Annotated in this window: 18 protein-coding genes; 10 read left to right on the plus strand and 8 right to left on the minus strand. The window is 69.1% G+C overall.

Annotation, left to right across the window (positions count from 1 at the left end; genetic code table 11):
• Positions 1 to 40 precede the first annotated feature (40 nt).
• From GXP76_RS01880 to GXP76_RS01890, 3 genes are read left to right on the plus strand one after another with little or no spacing between them, the layout of a single operon-like run.
• Positions 41 to 1,114, plus strand: coding sequence for a sugar ABC transporter substrate-binding protein (locus tag GXP76_RS01880; protein WP_242569611.1), 1,074 nt, complete (start codon positions 41 to 43; stop codon positions 1,112 to 1,114).
• Positions 1,115 to 1,116: 2 nt separating this feature from the next.
• Positions 1,117 to 2,673 carry a sugar ABC transporter ATP-binding protein gene (locus GXP76_RS01885; RefSeq protein ID WP_242569612.1) on the plus strand — a complete coding sequence of 519 codons (1,557 nt, stop codon included), beginning with the start codon at positions 1,117 to 1,119 and terminating at the stop codon, positions 2,671 to 2,673.
• A complete protein-coding gene (locus GXP76_RS01890) occupies positions 2,673 to 3,704 on the plus strand; it encodes an ABC transporter permease (protein WP_242569613.1) in 1,032 nt (343 codons plus the stop codon). The genes GXP76_RS01885 and GXP76_RS01890 overlap by 1 nt, the downstream gene beginning before the upstream one ends.
• Positions 3,705 to 3,830: 126 nt before the next feature.
• Here the strand turns inward: GXP76_RS01890 and GXP76_RS01895 are convergent, their stop codons facing one another.
• From GXP76_RS01895 to GXP76_RS01915, 5 genes are all read right to left on the minus strand, one after another.
• Positions 3,831 to 4,502 (minus strand): FadR/GntR family transcriptional regulator, encoded by a 672-nt coding sequence (locus tag GXP76_RS01895; RefSeq protein WP_242569614.1) that lies wholly within the window; start codon positions 4,500 to 4,502, stop codon positions 3,831 to 3,833.
• Between the two features lie 242 nt (positions 4,503 to 4,744).
• Positions 4,745 to 6,358, minus strand: coding sequence for a glycerol-3-phosphate dehydrogenase/oxidase (locus GXP76_RS01900; RefSeq protein ID WP_242569615.1), 1,614 nt, complete (start codon positions 6,356 to 6,358; stop codon positions 4,745 to 4,747).
• Between the two features lie 31 nt (positions 6,359 to 6,389).
• Entirely contained in the window at positions 6,390 to 7,943 is a 1,554-nt protein-coding gene (glpK, locus tag GXP76_RS01905; RefSeq protein WP_242569616.1) for a glycerol kinase GlpK, read from the minus strand.
• A gap of 46 nt (positions 7,944 to 7,989) precedes the next feature.
• Positions 7,990 to 8,781: an MIP/aquaporin family protein gene (locus tag GXP76_RS01910; RefSeq protein ID WP_242569617.1), complete on the minus strand. Its 792-nt coding sequence runs from the start codon at positions 8,779 to 8,781 to the stop codon at positions 7,990 to 7,992.
• Positions 8,782 to 9,008: 227 nt separating this feature from the next.
• Positions 9,009 to 9,773 (minus strand): IclR family transcriptional regulator, encoded by a 765-nt coding sequence (locus GXP76_RS01915; protein WP_242569618.1) that lies wholly within the window; start codon positions 9,771 to 9,773, stop codon positions 9,009 to 9,011.
• 221 nt (positions 9,774 to 9,994) lie between these two features.
• Between GXP76_RS01915 and metH the strand changes: the two genes are divergently transcribed.
• The 3 genes from metH (at position 9,995) to GXP76_RS01930 (ending at position 16,404) form a co-directional block, all read left to right on the plus strand.
• Positions 9,995 to 13,504, plus strand: a complete 3,510-nt coding sequence (metH, locus tag GXP76_RS01920) for a methionine synthase (protein WP_242569619.1) — start codon at positions 9,995 to 9,997, stop codon at positions 13,502 to 13,504.
• Between the two features lie 130 nt (positions 13,505 to 13,634).
• Positions 13,635 to 14,339 (plus strand): HAD family phosphatase, encoded by a 705-nt coding sequence (locus GXP76_RS01925; protein WP_242569620.1) that lies wholly within the window; start codon positions 13,635 to 13,637, stop codon positions 14,337 to 14,339.
• A gap of 463 nt (positions 14,340 to 14,802) precedes the next feature.
• Positions 14,803 to 16,404 carry an ABC transporter substrate-binding protein gene (locus GXP76_RS01930; protein ID WP_242569621.1) on the plus strand — a complete coding sequence of 534 codons (1,602 nt, stop codon included), beginning with the start codon at positions 14,803 to 14,805 and terminating at the stop codon, positions 16,402 to 16,404.
• A gap of 93 nt (positions 16,405 to 16,497) precedes the next feature.
• On the opposite strand, the gene GXP76_RS01935 is transcribed toward GXP76_RS01930, so the two are convergent.
• Complete coding sequence (locus GXP76_RS01935; protein ID WP_023542799.1) at positions 16,498 to 17,169, minus strand: response regulator transcription factor; 672 nt, start codon at positions 17,167 to 17,169, stop codon at positions 16,498 to 16,500.
• Between the two features lie 81 nt (positions 17,170 to 17,250).
• Positions 17,251 to 18,135, minus strand: a complete 885-nt coding sequence (locus tag GXP76_RS01940) for a PD-(D/E)XK nuclease family protein (RefSeq protein WP_242569622.1) — start codon at positions 18,133 to 18,135, stop codon at positions 17,251 to 17,253.
• A 109-nt stretch (positions 18,136 to 18,244) separates the two neighbouring features.
• On the opposite strand from GXP76_RS01940, the gene GXP76_RS01945 reads away from it, so the two are divergent.
• From GXP76_RS01945 to GXP76_RS01955, 3 genes are all read left to right on the plus strand, one after another.
• On the plus strand, positions 18,245 to 19,492 hold the full coding sequence (locus GXP76_RS01945) for a site-2 protease family protein (RefSeq protein ID WP_242569623.1): 1,248 nt from the start codon (positions 18,245 to 18,247) through the stop codon (positions 19,490 to 19,492).
• A gap of 53 nt (positions 19,493 to 19,545) precedes the next feature.
• The gene (locus GXP76_RS01950) at positions 19,546 to 20,448 is read left to right on the plus strand and encodes a tRNA (adenine-N1)-methyltransferase (RefSeq protein ID WP_242569624.1); all 903 of its coding nucleotides are present in this window, start codon (positions 19,546 to 19,548) and stop codon (positions 20,446 to 20,448) included.
• A gap of 207 nt (positions 20,449 to 20,655) precedes the next feature.
• On the plus strand, positions 20,656 to 21,246 hold the full coding sequence (locus GXP76_RS01955) for a hypothetical protein (RefSeq protein ID WP_242569625.1): 591 nt from the start codon (positions 20,656 to 20,658) through the stop codon (positions 21,244 to 21,246).
• A 62-nt stretch (positions 21,247 to 21,308) separates the two neighbouring features.
• Here GXP76_RS01955 and GXP76_RS01960 read toward each other — a convergent pair whose 3' ends face one another.
• Positions 21,309 to 21,629 carry a ferredoxin gene (locus GXP76_RS01960; RefSeq protein ID WP_242569626.1) on the minus strand — a complete coding sequence of 107 codons (321 nt, stop codon included), beginning with the start codon at positions 21,627 to 21,629 and terminating at the stop codon, positions 21,309 to 21,311.
• A gap of 253 nt (positions 21,630 to 21,882) precedes the next feature.
• Between GXP76_RS01960 and arc the strand changes: the two genes are divergently transcribed.
• Positions 21,883 to 23,649 carry a proteasome ATPase gene (arc, locus tag GXP76_RS01965; RefSeq protein ID WP_147877369.1) on the plus strand — a complete coding sequence of 589 codons (1,767 nt, stop codon included), beginning with the start codon at positions 21,883 to 21,885 and terminating at the stop codon, positions 23,647 to 23,649.
• Positions 23,650 to 23,733: the final 84 nt, after the last annotated feature.

A 23,733-nucleotide genomic window follows, 5' to 3' on the forward strand; every position in this document is an offset into this window, starting at 1 on the left:
TGTGAGCTTGAGCCGACACTCACCCAAGGACGGACAATCCATGCTGCGACACCCTGTGGGGCGATCCCCACGCACCGCACTGCGTACGAGCGCCGCGGCCTGCGCCGCGCTGCTCGCCGTCACGGCCCTCGCGGGCTGCAACCGTGACTCGGAGGGCGGGGACGCCGAAGGCGGCGGCAAGGTCGGCATCGACCTGCCCCGCAGTGACAGCGACTTCTGGAACTCCTACCAGCAGTACATCGAGTCCGGCGTCAAGGACGAGGGGATCGACGCCCTGTCGCTGACCAACTCGCAGAACGACATCGGCAAACTCGTCTCCAACGTCCAGGCCTTCACCGACCAGGGCGCCAAGGCCGTGGTCATGGCCCCGCAGGACACCGGCGCGATAGCCGAGACGCTGGCGAACCTGAACGAGAAGAAGATCCCCGTCGTCAGCGTGGACACCCGCCCCGACAAGGGCGACGTCTACATGGTCGTGCGGGCCGACAACCGCGCGTACGGCCAGAAGGCGTGCGAGTACCTCGGCGAGCAGCTGGGCGGCAAGGGCAAGGTCGCCGAGTTCCAGGGCGACCTCTCCTCCATCAACGGCCGCGACCGGTCGGAGGCGTTCAAGAGCTGCATGGACGAGAAGTTCCCGGACATCCAGGTGTTCGAGCTGGCCACCGAGTGGAAGGGCGAGGTGGCCTCCGCCAAGCTCCAGTCCACCCTCGCCGCGCACCCGGATCTGGGCGGCATCTACATGCAGGCCGGCGGCGTCTTCCTGCAGCCCACGCTCGCGCTGCTGGAGCAGAAGAAGCTCCTCAAGCCGCCGGGGGAGAAGGGCCACATCACGATCATCTCCAACGACGGCATCCCGGAGGAGCTGGACGCGATCCGGGCGGGCAAGATCGACGCCACGATCTCCCAGCCCGCCGACCTGTACGCCAAGTACGCCCTGTACTACGCGAAGCAGGCGCTCGCCGGGAAGACCCCGAAGGCGGGTCCGACCGACCACGACTCCAACATCATCAAGATCCCGGGCGGGTTCGAGGACCAGCTCCCCGCGCCCCTGGTGACCAAGGAGAACGTGGACGACGAGGCGCTGTGGGCCAACCAGCTGGAGAAGAAGAGCTGACCATGCATCACGCCCAGGCACCCGCGGCCGGAGCGCCGGCGCCCGCCGTCCACGCGCAGGGCATCGTCAAGCGCTTCGGTCCCACCGTGGCGCTCGACGGTGTCCGCCTGACCGTCGCGCCCGGCGAGTCCCACGCACTCGTCGGGCGCAACGGCGCCGGCAAGTCCACCCTTGTCAGCGTCCTCACCGGACTCCACGAGGCCGACGCGGGCGAGGTGAGCTTCGGAGGCGAGCCGGCACCCGCCTTCGGCGACATCTCGGCCTGGCAGTCCAAGGTCGCCTGCGTCTACCAGAAGTCGATGGTCGTGCCCGACCTGACCGTCGCCGAGAACCTCTTCCTCAACAACTACGGTCTGGACAAGGGCCGTTCCGGGGCCGGCGGCCGGTTCATCAGCTGGCGCCGGCTCCGTACCCGGGCCGAGGAACTGCTCGCCGAGTACGGCGTCAGCGTCGACCCGGACACCAGGGCCAAGGATCTCGCCGTGGAACAGCGGCAGTTCGTGGAGATCGCGCGCGCCCTGTCGTTCGGCGCGCGCCTGATCATCCTGGACGAACCCACCGCCCAGCTCGACGCCCGTGGCATCGACAGTCTCTTCGACAAGCTCCGGGACCTCCAGAGCCAGGGGGTGGCGTTCCTCTTCATCTCCCACCACCTCCAGGAGGTGTACGAGCTGTGCACCGCCGTCACCGTCTACCGCGACGCCCGCCATGTCCTGACCGCGCCGGTCGCCGACCTGGCCAAGGCGGACCTGGTGACGGCCATGACCGGTGACGCGGCGAGTTCGGCGGCCGCCTGGCACGCCGCGCACGCGGTGGCCCCGGACAGCGCGGTGAAGCCCGTACTGACCACCGAAGGGCTCACCCTGGACGGGGAGTTCGAACCGCTCGACCTCGAAGTGCGCCCCGGTGAGGTCCTCGGCCTCGCCGGGGCCGCGGCCAGCGGCAACACCGCCCTGGGCGAGACCCTGGTCGGCATGCGCAAGGCGACGGCGGGCCGGATCGCGGTCCGCGACCGGACGGTGCGGCCGGGCAGCGTCCCGCACTCCCTGGACGCCGGGATCGGCTACATCCCCGAGGACCGGCACCTCCAGGGGCTCGTGCTGAACCGCAGCGTCGCCGAGAACGCCACGCTCACGGTCGCCGACCAGCTCGGCCCGTGGGGGACCGTACTGCCCTCCCGTACGCGGGAGTTCGCCCGGTCCATGATCGACTCGCTGGACATCAAGACGACAGGGCCAGAGCAGCCGGTCTCGGGCCTGTCGGGCGGCAACCAGCAGAAGGTGGTCGTCGCCAGGGCCCTGGCCCGCGCGCCCAGCGTGCTCGTGGCGCTGCGCCCCACGGCGGGCGTCGACGTCAAGTCGAAGGACTCGCTGCTCGGCGTCGTGCGCCGGGTGGCCGATGAGGGAAACGCGGCCGTGATCATTTCGGACGAGCTGGATGATCTGCGGGTCTGCGACCGCGTACTGGCCCTGTTCCACGGGCGAGTGGTGGCTACGTTCGGGAGCGGGTGGACCGACCGGGAACTGGTCGCCGCCATGGAAGGTGTGGGGGAGAGCTGATGACCGAGACGATACGACCGCCGGTGCTCGACAAGGAGCGCGACGACGATCACCCGCTGAGCCGGCTGAAGTTCATCCGGTGGAGCGACTTCTCGCTGGTGCCGGTGATCCTGGTGCTGATGGTGATCGGCTTCATCGTCTCGCCGGTCTTCCTCACCTCCAACAACCTGATCAGCGTCGTCCAGCAGTCGTCCGAACTGAGCCTGCTGGTGCTCGGCCAGGCGCTGATCCTGATCTGCGGCCGGATGGACCTGTCGCTGGAGTCGACCATCGGCATCGCGCCGGTCATCGCCATGTGGATGGTGCTGCCGTCCGAGGGCGGCCGGTTCGCGGGCCTCGACATCCTGCCCGTCTGGGCGGCCATCCCGGCGTGTCTGCTGGTCGGCCTGATCGTCGGCGTGATCAACGGCTTCCTGATCCTGAAGCTCCGGGTCAACGGCTTCATCGCCACCCTCGGCATGCTCACCATGCTCCGCGGCCTCCAGATCGGCATCACCGAGGGCAAGTCGATCACCGACGTCCCGGAGTCCTTCCGCTACCTCGGCAAGACCGACTGGCTGGGGGCACCCGCCGCCGTCTGGATCTGTCTCGCGCTGTTCGCCGTCGGCGGTGCCTCGCTCGCGTGGCTGCGGCACGGACGCTCGCTGTACGCCATCGGCGGCAACCCGGAGGCGGCGCGCGCCGCCGGTGTCCGGGTCGACCGCATCACCTGGATCGTGCTCGCCATCGGCGGTGTCCTCGCGGCCTTCGCCGGCATCCTCTACACCGGGCACTACGGCTCCGTCGCCGCCACCCAGGGCAACGGCTGGATCTTCCAGGTCTTCGCCGCCGCCGTGATCGGCGGCATCAGCCTCAAGGGCGGGCGCGGCACGCTCTTCGGCGCGCTGACCGGTGTGCTCACGCTCCAGCTGGTGGTGAACGTGATGACGCTCGGCGGGGTGCCCGCGCTCTGGAACCAGTTCCTGAACGGCGCGATCATCATCGTCGCCCTGGTCATCTCCCGGTTCGCGAGCGGCGAGAAGCAGGACTGACCGCCGGTCCGCGGCTCTGCGTGCCGGCCCGCCGGCGAGGCGGACCGGCACGGACACGGGCCTGGCCGGGGCGGATCCTTCGCCCCGGCCAGGCCCGTGTCCGTCAGCCCTGCGTCCCCCGCCGTGTCAGAGGGTCGAGCGCAGCCACTGCTCCACGCTCGCCACATGCACCGTCGCCCACGACCTGGCCGCCTCCGCGTCCCGGTCGCGCAGCGCGGCCAGGATCGCCCGGTGCTCGTGCAGGGTCCGGCTGACCGCGTCCTCCTGCGTCAGCCCGCGCCACACCCGGGCCCGGGTCGTCGGCCCTGACAGACCGTCGAGCAGTGAGCAGAGCACCGAGTTGCCCGAGGTCTGCACGATGCCGCGGTGGAACTCCAGATCGGACGCGACCAGTTCCTCCACCGAGGGGTCCTCGCCGAGCGCGTCCAACTGCTCGCCGAGCGCGTCCAGTTCGGAGTCCTTGATCCGGGAGGCGGCCATCGCCGTCGCGGCCGGCTCCAGGATGCGCCGTACCGCCAGGAACTCCAGCACCGTGTCGTCCCGGTGGAAATCCACCACGAAACTCAGTGCTTCGAGGAGCAGTTGGGGATCGAGACTGGTGACGTAGGTCCCGTCGCCCTGCCGTACGTCCAGAATGCGGATCAGCGACAGGGCGCGTACCGCCTCACGCAGTGAATTGCGCGACAGGCCCAGTTCGGCGGCGAGCTCGCTCTCCTTGGGAAGGCGGTCCCCCGGGCGTAGCGCGCCCGAGACGATCATTCCCTTGATCTTCTCGATGGCCTCGTCGGTGACAGCCATGGGCGACCTCCATACATCCGATGTATCGGCCTCCATTATGCGTCTCCCCACGCGCCCGGCGCCCCGTTCCGCCGGAGTTCTCCACGACGGACGGTGCCGGGACCGCCACACCCGGCCCCGGCACCGTCCCGGAACGAGTACGTCCAGTACGAGCACGATCCTCCGCCTTGCGATCGCACGCACCAGACGCCGCGAGCCCCGCCCTTCGGGCGGACGGCGCTACTTTCGAAACACGGCCTGGCTCAGCCGCTCCGCCCGCTCAGCAACTCCTCGACCCGGGCGCGGATCGCGTCCGTGTCGAGCCCCCGGATCGTCAGCGTCGTCCGCCGGCGCAGCACGTCGTCCGCCGTCTCCGCCCACTCGTGGTCCCGCGCGTACACGACCTGCGCCCAGATCTCCGGTGCGTCGGGATGGATACGCTCGCCCAGCTCCGGCCGCTCGTACGCCAGCCGGGCGATGTCGAAGGCCAGCGAACCGTAGTGCCTGGCCAGATGGTGCGCCGTGTCCCGCGCGATGCCGTCGCCGTGCGCCCCGCCGTCGATCAGCAGCCGGTGCGTCACCGCCTGCGGATTGGAGATGCCGGGCAGCGGCAGCATCTTCGGCAGCCGCGACGTCGGCTCGATGTCCGAGCCGAGCGGACGGCCCGGCAGGGTCTCCAGCTTGTCCAGCACCGTACGGCCGATATGGCGGAACGTCGTCCACTTGCCGCCCGCCACCGACAGCATGCCGCCACTGCCCTCGGTGACGACCGTCTCCCGCTTCGCGGTCGACGTGTCACCGGGACCGCCGGGCAGCACCCGCAGACCGGCGAACGAGTACGTCATCAGCTCTCGCGAGAGCTGCTGGTCCCGGACGGAGAGCGACGCCTCGTCCAGGATCTGGTGGATGTCCGCGTCGGTGACGGCGACGTCCGCCGGATCGCCCTCGTACACCTCGTCCGTCGTACCGAGCAGCAGCATGTCCTCCCAGGGGAGGGCGAAGGTGATGCGGTACTTGTCGATCGGTGTCGCGAGCGCCGCGTTCCACGGGGCGGTGCGCCGCAGCACCAGGTGTGCGCCCTTGGAGAGCCGGATGGACGGCTCGGACCGGGGGTCCTCCAGCCTGCGCAGATGGTCGACCCACGGACCGGTGGCGTTCAGTACGAGCCGGGCGTCGACCCCGAACTCCGTGCCGTCCATACCGTCCTTGAGGTCGGCGCCCGTCACCCGGCCGCCGGTGAACCGCAATCCGGTCACCTGGGCGTGGTTGAGGACGGCGGCCCCCGACTCGACGGCCGCGCGGACCGTCATGACGGCCATCCGCGCGTCGTTCATCTGGTCGTCGCCGTAGACCGCCACGGCCCGCAGATTGTCCGTACGCAGTTCGGGCACCGCGCGCCGCGCCTTGGCGGGGCTCAGCAGATGCCCGACGCCGTCGCCGAAGGCGGACAGCGCCGAGTACGCGAAGACCCCGGCGCCCAGCTTGGCCGCGCTGTGCGGCCCGTTCTTGTAGACGGGCAGATAGAACGTGAGCGGGTTCGCCAGATGGGGCGCCACGCGGCGGGAGACCGCGCGGCGCTCGAAGTGGTTCTCGGCGACCAGCCGCACATCCCCGGTCTGGAGATAGCGCAGACCGCCGTGGAGCAGCTTGGAGGAGGCGGAGGACGTGGCGCCCGCGAAGTCGCCCCCGTCCACCAGGGCCACCCGCAGTCCCGACTGGGAGGCATGCCAGGCGGTGGAGATGCCCAGGATGCCGCCACCGATGACCAGCAGGTCGTAGGTGGCGCGGGACAACTGCTCACGGGTCTCGGCACGGCTCGGGAGTGAACCGCCGGCCGGGTGCGTGCCCAGCGCGGGACTGCTGTGAAGGGTGGTCATGGTGTCTCCTCACTCGGACGAAACGCCTGGGTCAGCTCTCGTCGTCCTCGTCCACCCAGGCCTTGGTGCGCTCGACGGCCTTGAGCCAGTTCTTGTACTCGCGCTCGCGCTTCGCCGGGTCCATGTCCGGCGTCCACTCCGCGGCCCGGCGCCAGTTGGCCCGCAGCGCGTCGGTGTCCGGCCAGAAGCCGACCGCGAGCCCGGCGGCGTACGCGGCGCCCAGACAGGTGGTCTCGGCGACCATCGGCCGTACGACGGGCGCGTCGAGCACGTTGGAGAGCGTCTGCATCAGCAGGTTGTTGGCGGTCATACCGCCGTCGACCTTCAGGGACGTCAGCTCGACCTTGGAGTCCTTGGTCATGGCGTCGCTGATCTCACGGGTCTGCCAGGCCGTGGCCTCCAGCACCGCGCGGGCGAGGTGCGCCTTGGTGACGTAGCCGGTGAGACCGGCGATCACACCGCGGGCGGCCGAGTCCCAGTGCGGTGCGAACAGCCCGGAGAACGCCGGGACGAAGTACGCGCCGCCGTTGTCCTCCACCGAGGAGGCCAGCGTCTCGATCTCGGGGGCGGAGTTGATCAGGCCGAGCTGGTCGCGCATCCACTGCACCAGCGCGCCGGTGACCGCGATGGCGCCCTCCAGCGCGTACACCGCCGGCTCGTCGCCGATGCGGTAACCGACCGTGGTCAGCAGCCCGTTGTAGGAGTTGACCGGCTTGTGGGCGGTGTTCATCAGCATGAACGTGCCCGTGCCGTACGTCGACTTGGCCTCACCCTCCGCGAAGCAGGTCTGGCCGAACAGGGCCGCCTGCTGGTCACCGAGCGCCGAGGCGACCGGAATCCCGTTCAGCGGGCCGCCCTTGGCCGTTCCGTACACCTCGGAGGAGGAACGGATCTTCGGGAGCATCGCCATCGGGACACCGATGGAGTTGCAGATCTTCGGGTCCCACTCCAGCGTGTCGAGGCGCATGAGCATGGTGCGGGAGGCGTTGGTGACGTCCGTGACATGGACGCCGCCCTCGACACCGCCGGTCAGGTTCCAGATGACCCAGGTGTCCATGGTGCCGAAGAGGATCTCGCCGTTCTCGGCGCGCTCGCGCAGTCCCTCGACGTTGTCCAGGAGCCAGCGGGCCTTCGGGCCGGCGAAGTAGGTCGCCAGCGGCAGCCCGGTGTCGCGCCGGAACCGGTCCTGGCCGACGTTGCGGCCCAGCTCCTTCACGAGCGAGCTGGTGCGGGTGTCCTGCCAGACGATGGCGTTGTGGACGGGCTCACCGGTCTTCTTGTCCCAGAGCATGGTGGTCTCGCGCTGGTTGGTGATCCCGATCGCCAGGACGTCGGCCTTGGTGATGCCGGCCTTCTCGATGGCGTTCGCCACGACTTCCTGGACGTTGGTCCAGATCTCCTTGGCGTCGTGCTCGACCCAGCCCGGCTTCGGGAAGATCTGCCGGTGTTCCTTCTGGTCGACGGCGACGATGCGCCCGTCGACGTCGAAGACGATGCAGCGGCTGGACGTCGTGCCCTGGTCGATGGCCGCGATGAACGGTCCCGTTCCGTGGGAGGAAGTCCCGGTGCTCTGTGCGTCACTCACGGTGTCAACTCCTGCTCGGTGCGGAGGGCGGAGGAAAGGCGTGGGCCTACTTGAAGGCCACGTTGTAGAGACCGGCCGCGGCGGCGCCGCCGATGAGCGGAGCGACGACCGGGATCCAGGCGTACGTCCAGTCGGAGCCGCCCTTGTTGGGCAGCGGCAGCAGCGCGTGGACGATACGGGGCCCGAGGTCGCGTGCCGGGTTGATCGCGTATCCGGTGGGGCCACCGAGCGACAGACCGATGCCCACCACGACCAGCGAGGTGATCAGCACGCCCAGGACACCGAGGCCGTTGCCCTCGTCGTTCAGCCCCTGGGTGAGGATCGCGATCACCAGGGCGAACGTGGCGATGATCTCGGTGAGTACGTTCTGCACGGTGTGCCGGATCTCCGGGCCCGTCGAGAAGATGCCGAGCACGGGACCGGCCTTGGGCGCGGTCTTCTGGTCGACCAGCCCCTCGACCGCGGGCTGCGCGGCGAGGATCTCCGGGTCGGTCAGATGGGCCTTGAACTGGCCCATGTACGTCACCCAGACCAGGAAGGCGCCGATCGCGGCACCGAGCAGCTCGCTCGCCATGTAGAGCGGCACATCGCTCCACTCCGTTCCGCCGGATATCGCGAGGCCGAGGGTGACGGCAGGGTTCAGATGGGCGCCCGAGACGCCGGCCGCGAGGTAGGCACCGGTCAGGACGGCGAAGCCCCACCCGAAGCTGATGGCGACCCAGCCCGCGGCGTGCGACTTCGAGCGTTTGAGGACGACGCCCGCGACCACGCCACCACCGAGCAGGATCAGGAGAGCGGTACCTACGGTCTCGCCTATGAAGATGTCGAAGTGTGACACCCAAGACTCCTTCGTCCAGGGGAAGGCGGACCAGCGGCTCCCACCGATGGTCCGAGCCCTCAGGTGAGGGCGTTGCCGGCCTCTGGCCTTGTCGTGCACACATGTTGACCCGTCGATCAATGTTCGACAATGCCGACCGCTGAACGGCAGTGTCATCCTGGGATGAAGGAGTCGTCAAGGGTCCTGTCGCCGGAACCTTGTTCCCTTCCGATCATCGGCCATGCGACTCAAAACCGCCCGGCGCCGACATCCCTGGACACCGAACGGGCACATTCGCGCACCGCCGTGATCAGCTCCGAACGAATCTCGCCGTCATCGCACAGTCGTTCCACCGCGCCGGTGAGAGCTATGGCCCCGACGGGCATCCGCCGCCTGTCATGGATCGGCGCGGCCACCGCGGCCACCCCCTCCCAGGTCTCCTCGACATCCGTCGCCCACCCCCGCGACCTGGTGACCTCGAGAATCTCCTCGAACTGCTCCAGATCGGTGACGGTGCGCCCGGTCAGGGGCTCGCGGGCGCCTCTGACGGCCTCGCCGCGGGCCACCGGGTCGTACGCCGCCAGCACCTTCCCCAGGGCCGTGGAGTGCAGCGGCTGCATGGCGCCCACCTCCAGCACCTGCCGGCTGTCGTCCGGCCGGAAGACGTGGTGCACGATCAGTACGCCCTCCAGGTGCAGCACGCCCAGGTGCACGCTCTCACCGCTGGACCGCGCCAGATCGTCCGTCCACACCAGGGCACGGGACCGCAGCTCGTGGACGTCCAGATAGCTGTTGCCGAGCCGCAGCAGCTCCGCCCCCAGCTGATAGCGGCCCGACGCGGCGTCCTGCTCCACGAACCCCTCCTCCTGGAGGGTCCGCAGGATGCCGTGCGCCGTCCCCTTGGCCAGCCCGAGCGAGGAGGCGATGTCGGACAGGCCGAGCCTGCGCTCGCCGCCCGCGAGAAGCCGCAGCACCGCCGCCGCGCGCTGGAGCGACTGGATGCTCTTCGCCATCGGCCCGGACCTCCCTGACGCAGTCGTTCGACAATGCTGAACAATATCGGCCCATGCCGACTCCGTGTTACGGACAACCGGATTGCGACAAAGGCCGACGCGCGACCGTCCGCCCCGTGAAACACCCCGCCGCCGCGGGCCGGGCACCGCTACCCTGGCCGGGTGCCCCTTCCACCGGAAGGCGCAAAGCCGACAGCCGTCGCAGCCCCGGGAGTATTTACATGGCCCCGTCCTCCAGCGTTTCCGCCGACAGCCGGACCCGAGTCGAAGCCCTCCGCGAGGCACTCGCCACGCGCGTGGTGGTGGCCGACGGGGCGATGGGCACGATGCTTCAGGCACAGGATCCGACGATGGAGGACTTCCAGGATCTGGAGGGCTGCAACGAGATCCTGAACGTGACCCGCCCCGACATCGTCCGCTCCGTCCACGAGGAGTACTTCGCGGTCGGCGTCGACTGCGTCGAGACGAACACCTTCGGTACGAACTTCGCCGCGCTGGCCGAGTACGACATCCCCGAGCGCGTCCACGAACTCTCCGAGGCCGGTGCCCGTATCGCCCGCCAGGTCGCCGACGAGTTCACCGTCTCGACCGGACAGCAGCGCTGGGTACTGGGCTCGATGGGCCCGGGGACCAAGCTGCCCACCCTGGGGCACGTCGACTACGTGACCCTGCGCGACGCCTACCAGCTCAACGCCGAGGGCATGATCGCCGGCGGCGCCGACGCCCTGCTGGTGGAGACGACCCAGGATCTCCTCCAGACGAAGGCCGCCGTCCTCGGAGCCCGCCGCGCCCTGGACAGCACCGGCGCGAACCTGCCGATCATCTGCTCCGTGACGGTCGAGACGACGGGCACGATGCTGCTCGGCTCCGAGATCGGCGCGGCGCTGACGGCGCTGGAGCCGCTGGGCATCGACATGATCGGTCTGAACTGCGCGACCGGCCCGGCGGAGATGAGCGAGCACCTGCGCTATCTGGCCCGCCACTCACGTATCCCCCTCTCCTGCATGCCCAACGCCGGACTGCCCGTCCTCGGCAAGGACGGCGCGCACTATCCGCTGACCGCGGGTGAGCTCGCGGACGCGCAGGAGAACTTCGTCCAGGAGTACGGCCTCTCCCTGGTCGGCGGCTGCTGCGGAACGACCCCGGAGCATCTGCGCCAGGTCGTGGAGCGGGTGCGGGGCACGGCCGTCACCGAGCGGGTGGCGCGCCCGGAGCCGGGGGCGGCCTCGCTGTACCAGTCGGTGCCGTTCCGGCAGGACACGTCGTACCTGGCGATCGGCGAGCGCACCAACGCGAACGGGTCGAAGAAGTTCCGTGAGGCCATGATCGAGGGCCGCTGGGACGACTGCGTCGAGATGGCGCGGGCCCAGATCCGAGAGGGCGCGCACCTGCTCGACCTGTGTGTCGACTACGTGGGCCGTGACGGTGTCGCGGACATGGCGGAGCTCGCGGGCCGGTTCGCCACCGCCTCCACGCTGCCGATCGTGCTGGACTCCACCGAACTGCCGGTGCTCCGGGCCGGGCTGGAGAAGCTCGGTGGGCGCGCGGTCATCAACTCGGTGAACTACGAGGACGGTGACGGGCCCGAGTCGCGGTTCACGAAGGTCACCGAACTGGCCGTCGAGCACGGTGCCGCGCTGATCGCCCTGACGATCGACGAGGAGGGCCAGGCCCGCACCCCCGAACACAAGGTCGCGATCGCCGAGCGGCTGATCGCGGACCTGACCGGCAACTGGGGCGTGCACGAGTCGGACATCCTGATCGACACCCTCACCTTCACGATCTGCACGGGGCAGGAGGAGTCGCGGAAGGACGGCATCGCGACGATCGAGGCGATCCGTGAGCTGAAGAAGCGCCACCCCGAGGTCCAGACGACCCTCGGTCTGTCGAACATCTCCTTCGGCCTCAACCCCGCCGCCCGCATCGTCCTCAACTCCGTCTTCCTCGACGAGTGCGTGAAGGCTGGGCTGGACTCGGCGATCGTGCACGCCTCGAAGATCCTGCCGATCGCGAGGCTGGACGAGGAGCAGGTCAAGGTCGCACTCGACCTCGTCCACGACCGGCGCGCAGAGGGCTACGACCCGCTCCAGAAGCTCATGGAGCTGTTCGAGGGCGTCAACACCAAGTCGATGAAGGACGGACGGGCCGAGGAACTGCTCGCGCTGCCGCTGGACGAGCGGCTGGAGCGGCGGATCATCGACGGCGAGAAGAACGGCCTGGAGGACGACCTCACCGCCGCCCTGGAGACCCGGCCGGCCCTGGAGATCGTCAACGACACCCTGCTGAACGGCATGAAGGTCGTCGGCGAGCTGTTCGGCTCCGGCCAGATGCAGCTGCCGTTCGTCCTCCAGTCCGCCGAGGTGATGAAGAAGGCCGTCGCCTTCCTCGAACCCCACATGGAGAAGACGGACGACGAGGGGAAGGGCACCATCGTCCTGGCCACCGTCCGGGGCGACGTGCACGACATCGGGAAGAACCTGGTCGACATCATCCTGTCCAACAACGGCTACACGGTGGTCAATCTCGGCATCAAGCAGCCCGTCTCCGCCATCCTCGAAGCCGCCGAGGAGCACCGGGCCGATGTGATCGGCATGTCGGGGCTGCTGGTGAAGTCGACGGTGATCATGAAGGAGAACCTTCAGGAGCTGAACCAGCGCAAGCTGGCGGCCGACTTCCCCGTCATCCTCGGCGGCGCCGCCCTCACCCGCGCCTACGTCGAGCAGGACCTGCACGAGATCTACGAGGGCGAGGTCCGCTACGCCCGCGACGCGTTCGAGGGACTGCGGCTGATGGACGCTCTGATCGGCATCAAGCGCGGTGTCCCCGGGGCCGTACTCCCGGAGCTGAAGCAGCGCCGCGTGAAACCGGTCGCGACGGCGGTCGTGGAGGAGGCGCCCGAGGAAGGCACCGTCCGCTCCGACGTGTCGACCACCAACCCGGTCCCGGAGCCGCCGTTCTGGGGCACCCGCGTCATCAAGGGCATCCAGCTGAAGGAGTACGCCTCCTGGCTGGACGAAGGCGCCCTCTTCAAGGGGCAGTGGGGGCTGAAGGAGGCCCGCAAGGGCGGACCGTCGTACGAGGAACTGGTCGAGTCGGAGGGCCGGCCGCATCTGCGGGGCTGGCTGGACAAGCTCCACACCGACAACATGCTGGAAGCGGCCGTGGTCTACGGCTACTTCCCCTGCGTGTCCAAGGGCGACGACCTGATCCTGCTCGGCGAGGACGGGGCGGAGCGGACCCGCTTCACCTTCCCCCGCCAGCGCCGCGGCCGGCGGCTGTGCCTCGCGGACTTCTTCCGCCCCGAGGAGTCCGGCGAGACCGACGTCGTGGGCCTCCAGGTCGTCACGGTCGGGTCGAGGATCGGCGGCGTGACCGCGGAGCTGTTCGAGAAGAACGCCTACCGGGACTATCTCGAACTCCACGGCCTGTCCGTCCAGCTCGCCGAGGCCCTCGCCGAGTACTGGCACGCCCGGGTCCGCTCCGAGCTGGGCTTCGCGGCCGAGGACCCGTCGCAGGTCGAGGACATGTTCGCGCTCAAGTACCGGGGCGCCCGGTTCTCGCTCGGCTACGGTGCCTGTCCCAACCTGGAGGACCGCGCGAAGATCGCCGACCTCCTGGAGCCCGGCCGGATCGGCGTCGAGCTGTCCGAGGAGTTCCAGCTCCACCCCGAGCAGTCCACCGACGCCATCGTCATCCACCACCCCGAGGCGAAGTACTTCAACGCGCGATAACGCCCATCGCGCGCCTTCCGCGGACGAGTCGTACACTGGTCGGTCCAGCGTGGGCCGGTCGCCGGCCCTGACGGGAACCCCCGTCAGGAAAGGCGACCGGCCTTCTCGTCCCTCTCGGAGGTGTGCCCGGATGACCAGTACGGTTCCCGCGTCCTTGACTCGTACGGCCGAAGGATCGGCCCTCCAGGCCGTTCTCCTCGACATGGACGGCACCCTGGTCGACACGGAGGGCTTCTGGTGGGACACGGAGGTCGCGGTCTTCAAGGACCTCGGACACCCCCTGGACGACGCGTGGCGCGACGTCGTCGTCGGCGGGCCGATGACCAGGAGCGCCGGCTACCTCATCGAGGCGACCGGCGCCGACATCACCCTCGCCGAGCTGACCGTACTGCTCAACGACCGCTTCGAGGAGCGCATCGGCTCCGACGTACCGCTGATGCCCGGCGCCGCCAGGCTCCTCGCCGAGCTGGCCCGGCACGGCGTGCCCACGGCCCTGGTCTCCGCCTCGCACCGGCGCATCATCGACCGGGTGCTGGAGTCCGTGGGGCGCCACCACTTCAGCCTCACCGTGGCCGGTGACGAGGTGCTGAACACCAAGCCGCACCCGGACCCCTACCTGCTCGCCGCGCGCGGTCTGAACGCCGCCCCCGGCAGATGCGCCGTCATCGAGGACACGGCGACGGGCGTGGCATCGGCCGAGGCCGCGGGCTGCCGGGTGGTGGCCGTGCCCTCCGTCGCCCCCATCGCAGCCGCCGCCGGACGGGTCGTCGTGGACTCCCTCGAAGAGGTCGATCTGCTATTCCTGCGCGGCCTGATTACACACGAGCACCCATAGGCGTACAGAGCGTGCCCCCTGAAATTATCGAAAGTCCGGGGGATTGAGGGACGCGTTCACGGCGGTCTCCGGGTGATCACCGCGTTCGTGATCATGGTGGGACGGCCGGAAACGCGGTGACGTTTCTCACCCGGCGCACCGTCGCCCAGGGTGATCACGCCCGTTCAGGGGGCCTGTCCTGCCCGTTCGCCGCGCCCATCCGGGCACCCATGTGTCCCGCTTTGCGGCTTGATGTGCGAATCATTCTTAAGCGCCGATACCGCTTCACCGCATTTGCTGATCGCTTTGCGATTACGCCCGAACTGGGCCCGGTTCATCACATCCACACCCTCCGACTAATCTCGTCGCGAGAACTTCGCCACACGTTCACCGCCTCAACGGTGTGTTCCGACGGTCAATCACGTCGCGAATTTCTCAACCACCGTTGTATCGCAGGGTGTTCGGATGAGGGAGTACGTCCAGGATGAAGCGCAAGAGACTCGTGCTGCCGGTTGTGGCCGGGCTGCTCGCCCCGGTGCTCGCCGCCTGCGGCTCCGACGGCGGATCCGGCAGCGGTGACGGCATCGTCGTCGGCACGACGGACCAGTTCACCGCCACCAAGGAGTCCCCGGCGCCCTTCGACCCGGCGTTCGCCTACGACACCGGCTCCTGGAACGTCCTGCGCCAGTCCCTCCAGACCCTGATGCACGTACCGCGCGGCGGCGGCGCCCCCGTCCCCGAGGCCGCGTCCAGCTGCCGCTTCTCGGACAACCAGAACGAGAGCTACCGCTGCGAACTGCGCCAGGGGCTCACGTTCTCCAGTGGCACCGAGATCACCTCACAGGACGTGAAGTTCTCCATCAACCGGGTGATCGACATCAACTCCGAGGCCGGCGCGGTGGGCCTGCTCAAGAACATCGACACGATCGAGACGCCCAGCGACTCCGAGGTCGTCTTCCACCTCAAGACCCCCGACGCCACGTTCCCCTACAAGCTCTCCACGCCCGTCGCCGGCATCGTCGACCCCGAGGCGTACGAGGGCGGGAAGCTCCGCGACGGCTTCGACGTGACCGGCTCCGGCCCGTACAACTTCAAGGCCGAGACGGACGGCGACCGGATCGTCAAGGCGGTCTTCACCAAGAACACCTCCTACAAGGGCGACCTGAAACTCCGCAACGACAAGGTCGAGCTCCGCTCGTACCCCGACGCGGCGGCCATGGGCAAGGCCCTCGACTCCGGCGAGATCGACGTCATGGCGCGCACCATGTCGCCCGACCAGATCGAGGACATGACCACGAAGCCCACCGACGAGGTCGAGCTCACCGAGATGCCCGGTCTGGAGATCCGCTACCTCGCCTTCGACACCGACGAGCCCGTGGTGAAGGACAAGGCCGTACGCCAGGCCGTCGCCGCCCTCGTCGACCGCGGCCAGATCGCCTCCGAGGTGTACGGCTCCACGGCCGAGCCCCTCTACTCGCTCATCCCGTCGACCATCACCGCGCACACCAACTCGTTCTTCAACAAGTACGGCGATCCCGACCCGGCCGAGGCGAAGCGGCTCCTCGACGAAGCCGGAGTCGAGACACCCGTGAAGTTCACCCTGAACTACACCACCGACCACTACGGCGAGGCCACGGCCAAGGAGTTCGAGACGCTCAAGAAGCAGCTCAACTCCAGCGGGCTCTTCGAGGTCGACACCAAGGGCACCGAATGGTCCAAGTTCCGGCCCGCCCAGACACGCGGTGACTACACCGTCTACGGCATGGGCTGGTTCCCCGACTTCCCCGACCCGGACAACTACATCGCGCCGTTCCTCGACGAGGACAACTTCCTCAACGCGCCGTATTCGAACAAGGAGGTCAGCGGAGAGCTGATCCCCCAGTCCCGCAGAGAGGCCGAGCGCAGCGCCGCCGCCAAGAGCTTCGCGCAGATGCAGGACATCGTCGCCGAGGACGTACCGGTGCTGCCGCTCTGGCAGGGCAAGCAGTACGTGGCCGCCGACGACGACATCTCCGGTGTCGAGTGGGCGCTCAACCCGTCGGGCGAACTGCTGCTGTGGGAGCTCGGCACCGGCAGCGCCGTCTGACCGGCCCGCCCCCCGACCGCACACGACGGCAGAGGTCCCCGGCATCGCACCGATGCCGGGGACCTCTGCCGTGACCGCCCGAAGCGGCGCCGGTCACTGGGCGCCGGGGCGCACCAGACCGCTCTCGTACGCGTACACCGCCGCCTGCACGCGGTCGCGCAGGCTCAGCTTCGTCAGCACATGACCCACATGCGTCTTGACCGTCGTCTCGCTGACGAACAGATCCGCGGCGATCTCCGCGTTCGACAGCCCCCGCGCCACCAGCTTCAGCACCTCGACCTCACGCTCGGTCAGCGTGTGCAGGGTGTCCGGCACCTGCTCGTCACCGGACGGCAGATGGTCCGCGTACTTGTCGAGCAGCCTGCGCGTGATACTCGGCGCCAGCATCGCCTCACCGGCGGCCACCACCCGGATCGCCTGCACCAGCTCGTTCGCGGGCGCGTCCTTCAGCAGAAAGCCACTGGCCCCCGCGCGCAGCGCCTCCACCACGTACTCGTCCAGATCGAAGGTGGTCAGCACCAGCACCTTCGCCGGACCGTCCTTGCCGGGACCCGTGATCTGCCGCGTCGCCTCCACCCCGTCCATCCGCGGCATACGGATGTCCATCAGCACGACATCGGGCTGCAACGCCCGCACCTGGTCGATGGCCTGAAGACCGTCCCCGGCCTCCCCGACGACCGCGATGTCCTGCTCGGCCTCCAGGATCATCCGGAAGCCGGTGCGCAGCAGTGGCTGGTCATCGACCAGTAGGACGCGGATCGCCACGGGATCTCCTTCAGTAGACCGATCCCGGTCCATTCTGCCCTGAGCACCCGCCCGCGAGAGCGGCGGGCACACGACGCCCCGCTACACCCCCGGCGCCGGCTCGGCGGAAACCGCCGGCTCCACCGCCGGGACCGGCTCCGCACCCCGCGGCGGGGGCGCCGTCAGCGGATACACCGGGGGAGTCCCGCCGAACTCCGGACACACCGCTCGGTGATCGCACCAGCCGCACAGCTTCGTCGGCCGGGGCCGCCAGTCACCCGTCTCCGTCGCCTGCCTGATCACCTCCCAGAGCGCCAGCAGCTTGCGCTCGATACGCTCCAGATCCGCCTCCACCGGGTCGTACGTCAAGACGTCACCACTGCCCAGATAGACCAGCTGGAGCCGGCGCGGCACCACCCGCTTCCACCGCCAGATCACCAGCGCGTAGAACTTCATCTGGAACAGCGCGCCCTCCGCGTACTCCGGACGCGGCGCCTTGCCCGTCTTGTAGTCCACGATCCGCACCTCGCCCGACGGCGCCACGTCGACCCGGTCGATCACCCCGCGCAGCCGGAGACCCGACTCCAGCTCCGTCTCCACGAACAGCTCGCGCTCCGCCGGCTCCAGCCGCGTCGGGTCCTCCAGCGAGAACCACCGCTCGACCAGCCCCTCCGCCTCCGCCAGCCAGCGCGTCAGCCGCTCACCGCCCTCGTCCCCCTCGAACAGCTCACCCAGCTCCGGCCTCGACTCCAGCAGCCGGTCCCACTGCCCGGGAACCATCGACCGCGCCCGCGGCGCCGTACGCTCGACAGCGGGGGCGTCGAACAGCCTCTCCAGCACCGCGTGCACCAGCGTCCCCCGAGTGGCCGCCTCGCTCGGCTTCTCCGGGAGTTTGTCGATCACCCGGAACCGGTACAGCAGAGGGCACTGCATGAAGTCGCTCGCGCGCGACGGCGACAGCGACATGGGCTGCTGACTCGTACTCATGACTCAGACCCTACGGCCCGCCACCGACAGCGAGCGGAATACCATCGACGCGAGACCTCGCACACACGGCGTCATCGAGCCAGCGACGGCGCCGCAACGAAGGGACGACGTGAACAAGGACGACGAGAGCGGCGAGAGCAGGAGGCCGCGGTCCGGTCCTGAGGACGCGCCCCCCGGCGGCAAGCGGAAGCGGCCCGAAGACCCCGGGGGCGGGATCCTGATGGGCCGTCCCTTCGGCGTTCCCGTCTACGTCGCCCCCAGCTGGTTCCTGGTGGCCGCCCTCATCACCTGGGTCTTCGGCGGCCAGCTCGACCGGGTCCTGCCCGAGCTCGGCGGCGTCCGCTACCTCGTCGCGCTCTTCTTCGCCGTCGCCTTCTACGCCTCCGTACTGGTCCACGAACTGGCCCACACGGTCGTCGCCCTGCGCTACGGCCTGCCCGTACGCCGCATCCAGCTCCAGTTCTTCGGCGGCGTCTCCGAGATCGAGAAGGAGTCCGAGACCCCCGGCCGCGAGTTCATGCTCGCCTTCGTCGGCCCCCTGCTCTCCCTCGTCCTCGCCGCCTTCTTCTACCTCACGATGATGGCCGTCGAACCCGGCACCGTCCCCGGCGTCCTGCTCGCCGGACTGATGATCTCCAACCTCATCGTCGCCGCGTTCAACCTGCTGCCCGGCCTGCCCCTGGACGGCGGCCGGATGCTCCGCGCCGTCGTCTGGAAGATCACCGGCAAACCCATGACCGGCACCGTCGCCGCCGCCTGGGTCGGCAGGGCCCTCGCCGTCGCCGTCCTCATCGGCCTCCCGCTGCTCACCCACACCGGCGCCCTCGGCAACTCCACCAAGGACATCGGCGGCATGGAGACCGTCACCGACGCACTCCTCGCCGCCATCCTCGCCGCGATCATCTGGACCGGCGCCGGCAACAGCCTGCGCATGGCACGCCTGCGCGAACACCTGCCCGAACTGCGCGCCCGCGCCCTCACCCGCCGCGCCGTCCCCGTCGAATCCGCCACCCCGCTCTCCGAAGCACTGCGCCGCGCCAACGAAGCGGGCGCCCGCGCCCTCGTCGTCGTCGACGGACAGGGCGAACCCACCGCGCTCGTCCGCGAGGCGGCCATCGTCTCGGTCCCCGCCCACCGCCGCCCCTGGGTCGCCGTCAGCGGCCTCGCCCAGGACCTCACCGACGGCATGAAGGTCCCCGCCGAACTCGCCGGAGAAGCGCTCCTCGACCGGCTCAGGGCCAGCCCCGCCACCGAATACCTCGTGGTCGAGGAGACCGGGGAGATCTACGGAGTCCTCTCCACCGCCGACGTCGAACGCGCCTTCGTCGCCGCCATGGCCAGGCCCGACTCCAAATGAGGCACGCCCAAGCCAGGTGAGGGAGCCTCAAATGGAGCAGGTAGTCTGACCGCATGTCCGAACCGACCGGTGCCGCCCGTCGTCGCGGCCCCTTCAAGGTCGGGGACCAGGTCCAGCTCACCGACCCCAAGGGACGCCACTACACCTTCACGCTCGAAGCCGGGAAGAACTTCCACACCCACAAGGGTTCCTTCCCGCACGACGAGCTGATCGGTGCTCCCGAGGGCAGTGTTGTCCGCACCACGGGAAACGTCGCCTACCTCGCGCTGCGCCCCCTGCTCCCCGACTACGTCCTGTCCATGCCCCGCGGCGCCGCCGTGGTCTACCCCAAGGACGCGGGCCAGATCCTGGCCTTCGCCGACATCTTCCCCGGCGCTCGCATCGTCGAGGCCGGAGTGGGATCGGGCTCGCTCAGCAGCTTCCTGCTGCGCGCCATCGGCGACCAGGGCATGCTGCACTCCTACGAGCGCCGCCAGGACTTCGCCGACATCGCCAAGCAGAACGTGGAACGCTACTTCGGCGGCCCCCACCCCGCCTGGCAGCTCACCGTCGGTGACCTCCAGGACAACCTCTCGGACACCGAGGTCGACCGCGTCATTCTCGACATGCTCGCACCGTGGGAATGCGTCGAGCCCGTCTCCAAGGCCCTCGTGCCCGGCGGCATCCTCTGCGCGTACGTCGCCACCACCACCCAGCTCGCCCGCACCGTCGAGACGATCCGCGAACACGGCTCGTTCAACGAACCGGCCGCCTGGGAGTCGATGGTCCGCAACTGGCACGTCGAGGGACTCGCCGTACGCCCCGACCACCGCATGATCGGCCACACCGGCTTCCTGATCACCGCCCGGCGCCTCGCCGACGGCGTCGAGCCGCCCCTGCGCCGCCGCCGCCCCTCCAAGGGCGCGTACGGCGAGGACTACGACGGTCCCGGAAGCGGCAGCGGCTCCCGGGGCTGAGCCGGCGTCACCACCCCGGCCCCGAGCCCCGGCCCGCCCGGTGATCCACAACACGACAGCGCCGCCGCCGAGTTCACGTCCGCCCGACACGAACTCGGCGGCGCTTTCTTTACGTTGGCCTTAACGACCCCGCTGTTCCACCGCACTGTGACGTGTGGCACCATTCTCGCCACCCCCCACCGGACCTGCCTTCACAGGAGACACCGCGTGCAGATCTCCGACCTCCCGGACCTCGCGCACACCCGCCCGCGTCCCGTGCACTGGCTCGCCACGGCCACCGCGATGGCCGCCGTGATGGCCGGCGCGGGCCTGCTCCAGCCCGACGCCGCCACCGCCAACCAGACGGGCTCCGGAACCACCACACAGACCACCCCGGACGCGGCGCCACTGCCCGCGCCCGACACCGCCGCCGTCGACTTCCCGCTCGAATGCGGTGGCGCGAAAGCACTGGTCACCAAGGAAGCCACCGGGGACCTCGACGGCGACGGCCGCCCCGAGACCGTCGCCGCGGCCCGCTGCGACGCGGGATCGGGCACCCCGCCGAACGGCGTCTACGTACTCACAGCGACGAAGGACGCGGCCGCGCCGCGCGTCGTGGCCACCCTGGTGGACCCCGCCGACCGGCAGACCGTCGCCGACCTCGCGATACGCGACGGCCTCGTCCGGGCCCGGCTGCTCGGCTACTCGGGGCCCGACGTACCGGGCTGCTGCCCCGACGAGGAGCAGCGCCTGACCTGGCAGTGGAAGAACGGCGGCTTCATACAGAGCGCCGCGCGGAACGAGTCACGGAGCGTCTGAACGGTCACACCGCGTGACCGCCCGCCGCTACGGCGGCGGTGGCCCCGGCACCGGGGAGCCGGTCACGCGGCGTCGGGCCCGTACACCTCGACGCTGTCCGAGACGCGCCGTACATGAATGCAGTCACCCGGGCACTCCCTGGCCGAGTCGACGACATCCTTGAGGATCGGCAGAGGCACGCGGGTGGTGGCGCCGGGAGTCTGGAGCAACTCGTCGTCGGCGTCCTTCACATACGCGAGCCCGTCGATGTCCAGCTCGAAGACGTCGGGCGCGTACTGGGCGCAGATCCCGTCGCCTGTGCAGAGGTCCTGGTCGATCCACACTTCGAGCGGCTCGCCGCCCTCGGTGACGGTGTCGGTCGGAGCCTGCTGCTGCACGGTCATATCGCCTGCCGTTTCCTGCGTGGGGTGAGGCGACCTCGGGCAAGTCGCGCCAGCCCTGACGGGTGTTGAACACCTCGACGATACAACCGGCCGCTTTCCGATGTTGATCGGTGGGTATTCCCCTGGCGTGAGGGAGAGCGCAAGGGTGAAGATCGGACACACCCCGACAGTCTTTGTGATCTAGGGGTTTTAATCACCACCTACCCAGGTAGGGTCAGGAAGCGTCCAGCTCCCCTTGGAGGAGGTGAGGACCGTGGCAGCCCACGACGACGACATCAACCGCGGCATCCGGCCCGGGCGGGGGTCAGAAGACCCAGCCGGCCAGGTTGCCTATCTCGAGCAGGAAATCGCCGTCCTGCGACGTAAGCTCGCCGACTCTCCGCGTCATACGAGAATTCTCGAAGAGCGGATCGTCGAACTGCAGACAAACCTGGCAGGCGTGTCCGCGCAGAACGAGCGGCTCGCCAATACGCTGCGTGAGGCCCGCGACCAGATCGTGGCCCTCAAGGAAGAGGTCGACCGGCTCGCACAGCCGCCGGCCGGCTTCGGTGTCTTCCTGCATGCGAACGAGGACGGCACGGCCGACATCTTCACCGGGGGCCGCAAGCTCCGGGTGAACGTCAGCCCCGGCGTCGAGCTCGAAGAGCTCCGGCGCGGCCAGGAAGTCATGCTCAACGAGGCGCTCAACGTGGTCGAGGCCATGGAATTCGAGCGGGCCGGGGACATCGTCACCCTCAAGGAGATCCTTGAGGACGGCGAGCGCGCCCTGGTCGTGGGGCACACCGACGAGGAACGGGTGGTGCGGCTCGCGGAGCCGCTGCTGGACATCACCATCCGCGCCGGCGACGCCCTCCTGCTCGAACCGCGCTCCGGCTACGTCTACGAAGTGGTCCCCAAGAGCGAGGTCGAAGAGCTCGTCCTCGAAGAGGTACCGGACGTCGACTACGGCAAGATCGGCGGTCTCGGCGGCCAGATCGAGATGATCCGCGACGCCGTCGAGCTTCCGTACCTCTACCCGGACCTCTTCAAAGAGCACGAACTGCGACCGCCGAAGGGCATCCTGCTCTACGGTCCTCCCGGCTGCGGCAAGACGCTCATCGCCAAGGCCGTGGCCAACTCCCTTGCCAAGAAGGTCGCGGAGGTCAGCGGCCGGCCCGCCGGCAAGAGCTACTTCCTCAACATCAAGGGTCCCGAGCTCCTCAACAAGTACGTCGGCGAGACCGAGCGGCACATCCGCCTGGTCTTCCAGCGCGCCCGTGAGAAGGCCAGCGAGGGCACCCCCGTCATCGTCTTCTTCGACGAGATGGAATCCCTCTTCCGCACCCGCGGCTCCGGAGTCAGCTCGGACGTGGAGAACACCATCGTCCCGCAGCTCCTCGCCGAGATCGACGGTGTGGAGGGCCTGGAGAACGTCATCGTCATCGGCGCCTCCAACCGCGAGGACATGATCGACCCCGCGATCCTGCGGCCCGGCCGTCTCGATGTGAAGATCAAGATCGAGCGTCCGGACGCGGAGGCGGCGAAGGACATCTTCGCGAAGTACCTGCGGTCCTCGCTGCCCCTGCACGAGGACGACCTGTCCGAGCACAAGGGCTCCCCCGAGTCCACGGTGCAGGGCATGATCCAGTCGGTCGTCGAGCGGATGTACACCGAGTCCGAGGAGAACCGCTTCCTCGAGGTCACGTACGCCAACGGCGACAAGGAAGTCCTCTACTTCAAGGACTTCAACTCCGGCGCGATGATCCAGAACATCGTCGACCGGGCCAAGAAGATGGCCATCAAGGACTTCCTCGACGAGAACCAGCGAGGACTCCGCGTCGCCCATCTCCTCCAGGCCTGCGTGGACGAGTTCAAGGAGAACGAGGACCTGCCCAACACCACCAACCCGGACGACTGGGCCCGCATCTCCGGCAAGAAGGGCGAGCGGATCGTCTTCATCCGCACCCTGGTCACCGGAAAACAGGGCGCGGACACCGGACGCTCCATCGACACGGTGGCGAACACCGGACAGTACCTGTAAGACACAGACCGGCTGCGGATGTCCGGACGGGCATCCGCAGCCGGTTGTTTTCCCCCATACCTTTCACGACACCAGGGCAATGAC

This window comes from Streptomyces sp. NP-1717, from assembly GCF_022695985.1.
In the GTDB taxonomy this organism is placed as follows: Bacteria; Actinomycetota; Actinomycetes; order Streptomycetales; family Streptomycetaceae; genus Streptomyces.

Bases quoted from the DNA above. Each gene is read 5' to 3' on its own strand.
- GXP76_RS01880 (WP_242569611.1), top strand. From the start codon at position 41: ATGCTGCGACACCCTGTGGGGCGATCCCCACGCACCGCACTGCGTACG.
- GXP76_RS01885 (WP_242569612.1), top strand. From the start codon at position 1,117: ATGCATCACGCCCAGGCACCCGCGGCCGGAGCGCCGGCGCCCGCCGTC.
- GXP76_RS01890 (WP_242569613.1), top strand. From the start codon at position 2,673: ATGACCGAGACGATACGACCGCCGGTGCTCGACAAGGAGCGCGACGAC.
- GXP76_RS01895 (WP_242569614.1), bottom strand. From the start codon at position 4,502: ATGGCTGTCACCGACGAGGCCATCGAGAAGATCAAGGGAATGATCGTC.
- GXP76_RS01900 (WP_242569615.1), bottom strand. From the start codon at position 6,358: ATGACCACCCTTCACAGCAGTCCCGCGCTGGGCACGCACCCGGCCGGC.
- GXP76_RS01915 (WP_242569618.1), bottom strand. From the start codon at position 9,773: ATGGCGAAGAGCATCCAGTCGCTCCAGCGCGCGGCGGCGGTGCTGCGG.
- metH (WP_242569619.1), top strand. From the start codon at position 9,995: ATGGCCCCGTCCTCCAGCGTTTCCGCCGACAGCCGGACCCGAGTCGAA.
- GXP76_RS01925 (WP_242569620.1), top strand. From the start codon at position 13,635: ATGACCAGTACGGTTCCCGCGTCCTTGACTCGTACGGCCGAAGGATCG.
- GXP76_RS01930 (WP_242569621.1), top strand. From the start codon at position 14,803: ATGAAGCGCAAGAGACTCGTGCTGCCGGTTGTGGCCGGGCTGCTCGCC.
- GXP76_RS01940 (WP_242569622.1), bottom strand. From the start codon at position 18,135: ATGAGTACGAGTCAGCAGCCCATGTCGCTGTCGCCGTCGCGCGCGAGC.
- GXP76_RS01950 (WP_242569624.1), top strand. From the start codon at position 19,546: ATGTCCGAACCGACCGGTGCCGCCCGTCGTCGCGGCCCCTTCAAGGTC.
- GXP76_RS01960 (WP_242569626.1), bottom strand. From the start codon at position 21,629: ATGACCGTGCAGCAGCAGGCTCCGACCGACACCGTCACCGAGGGCGGC.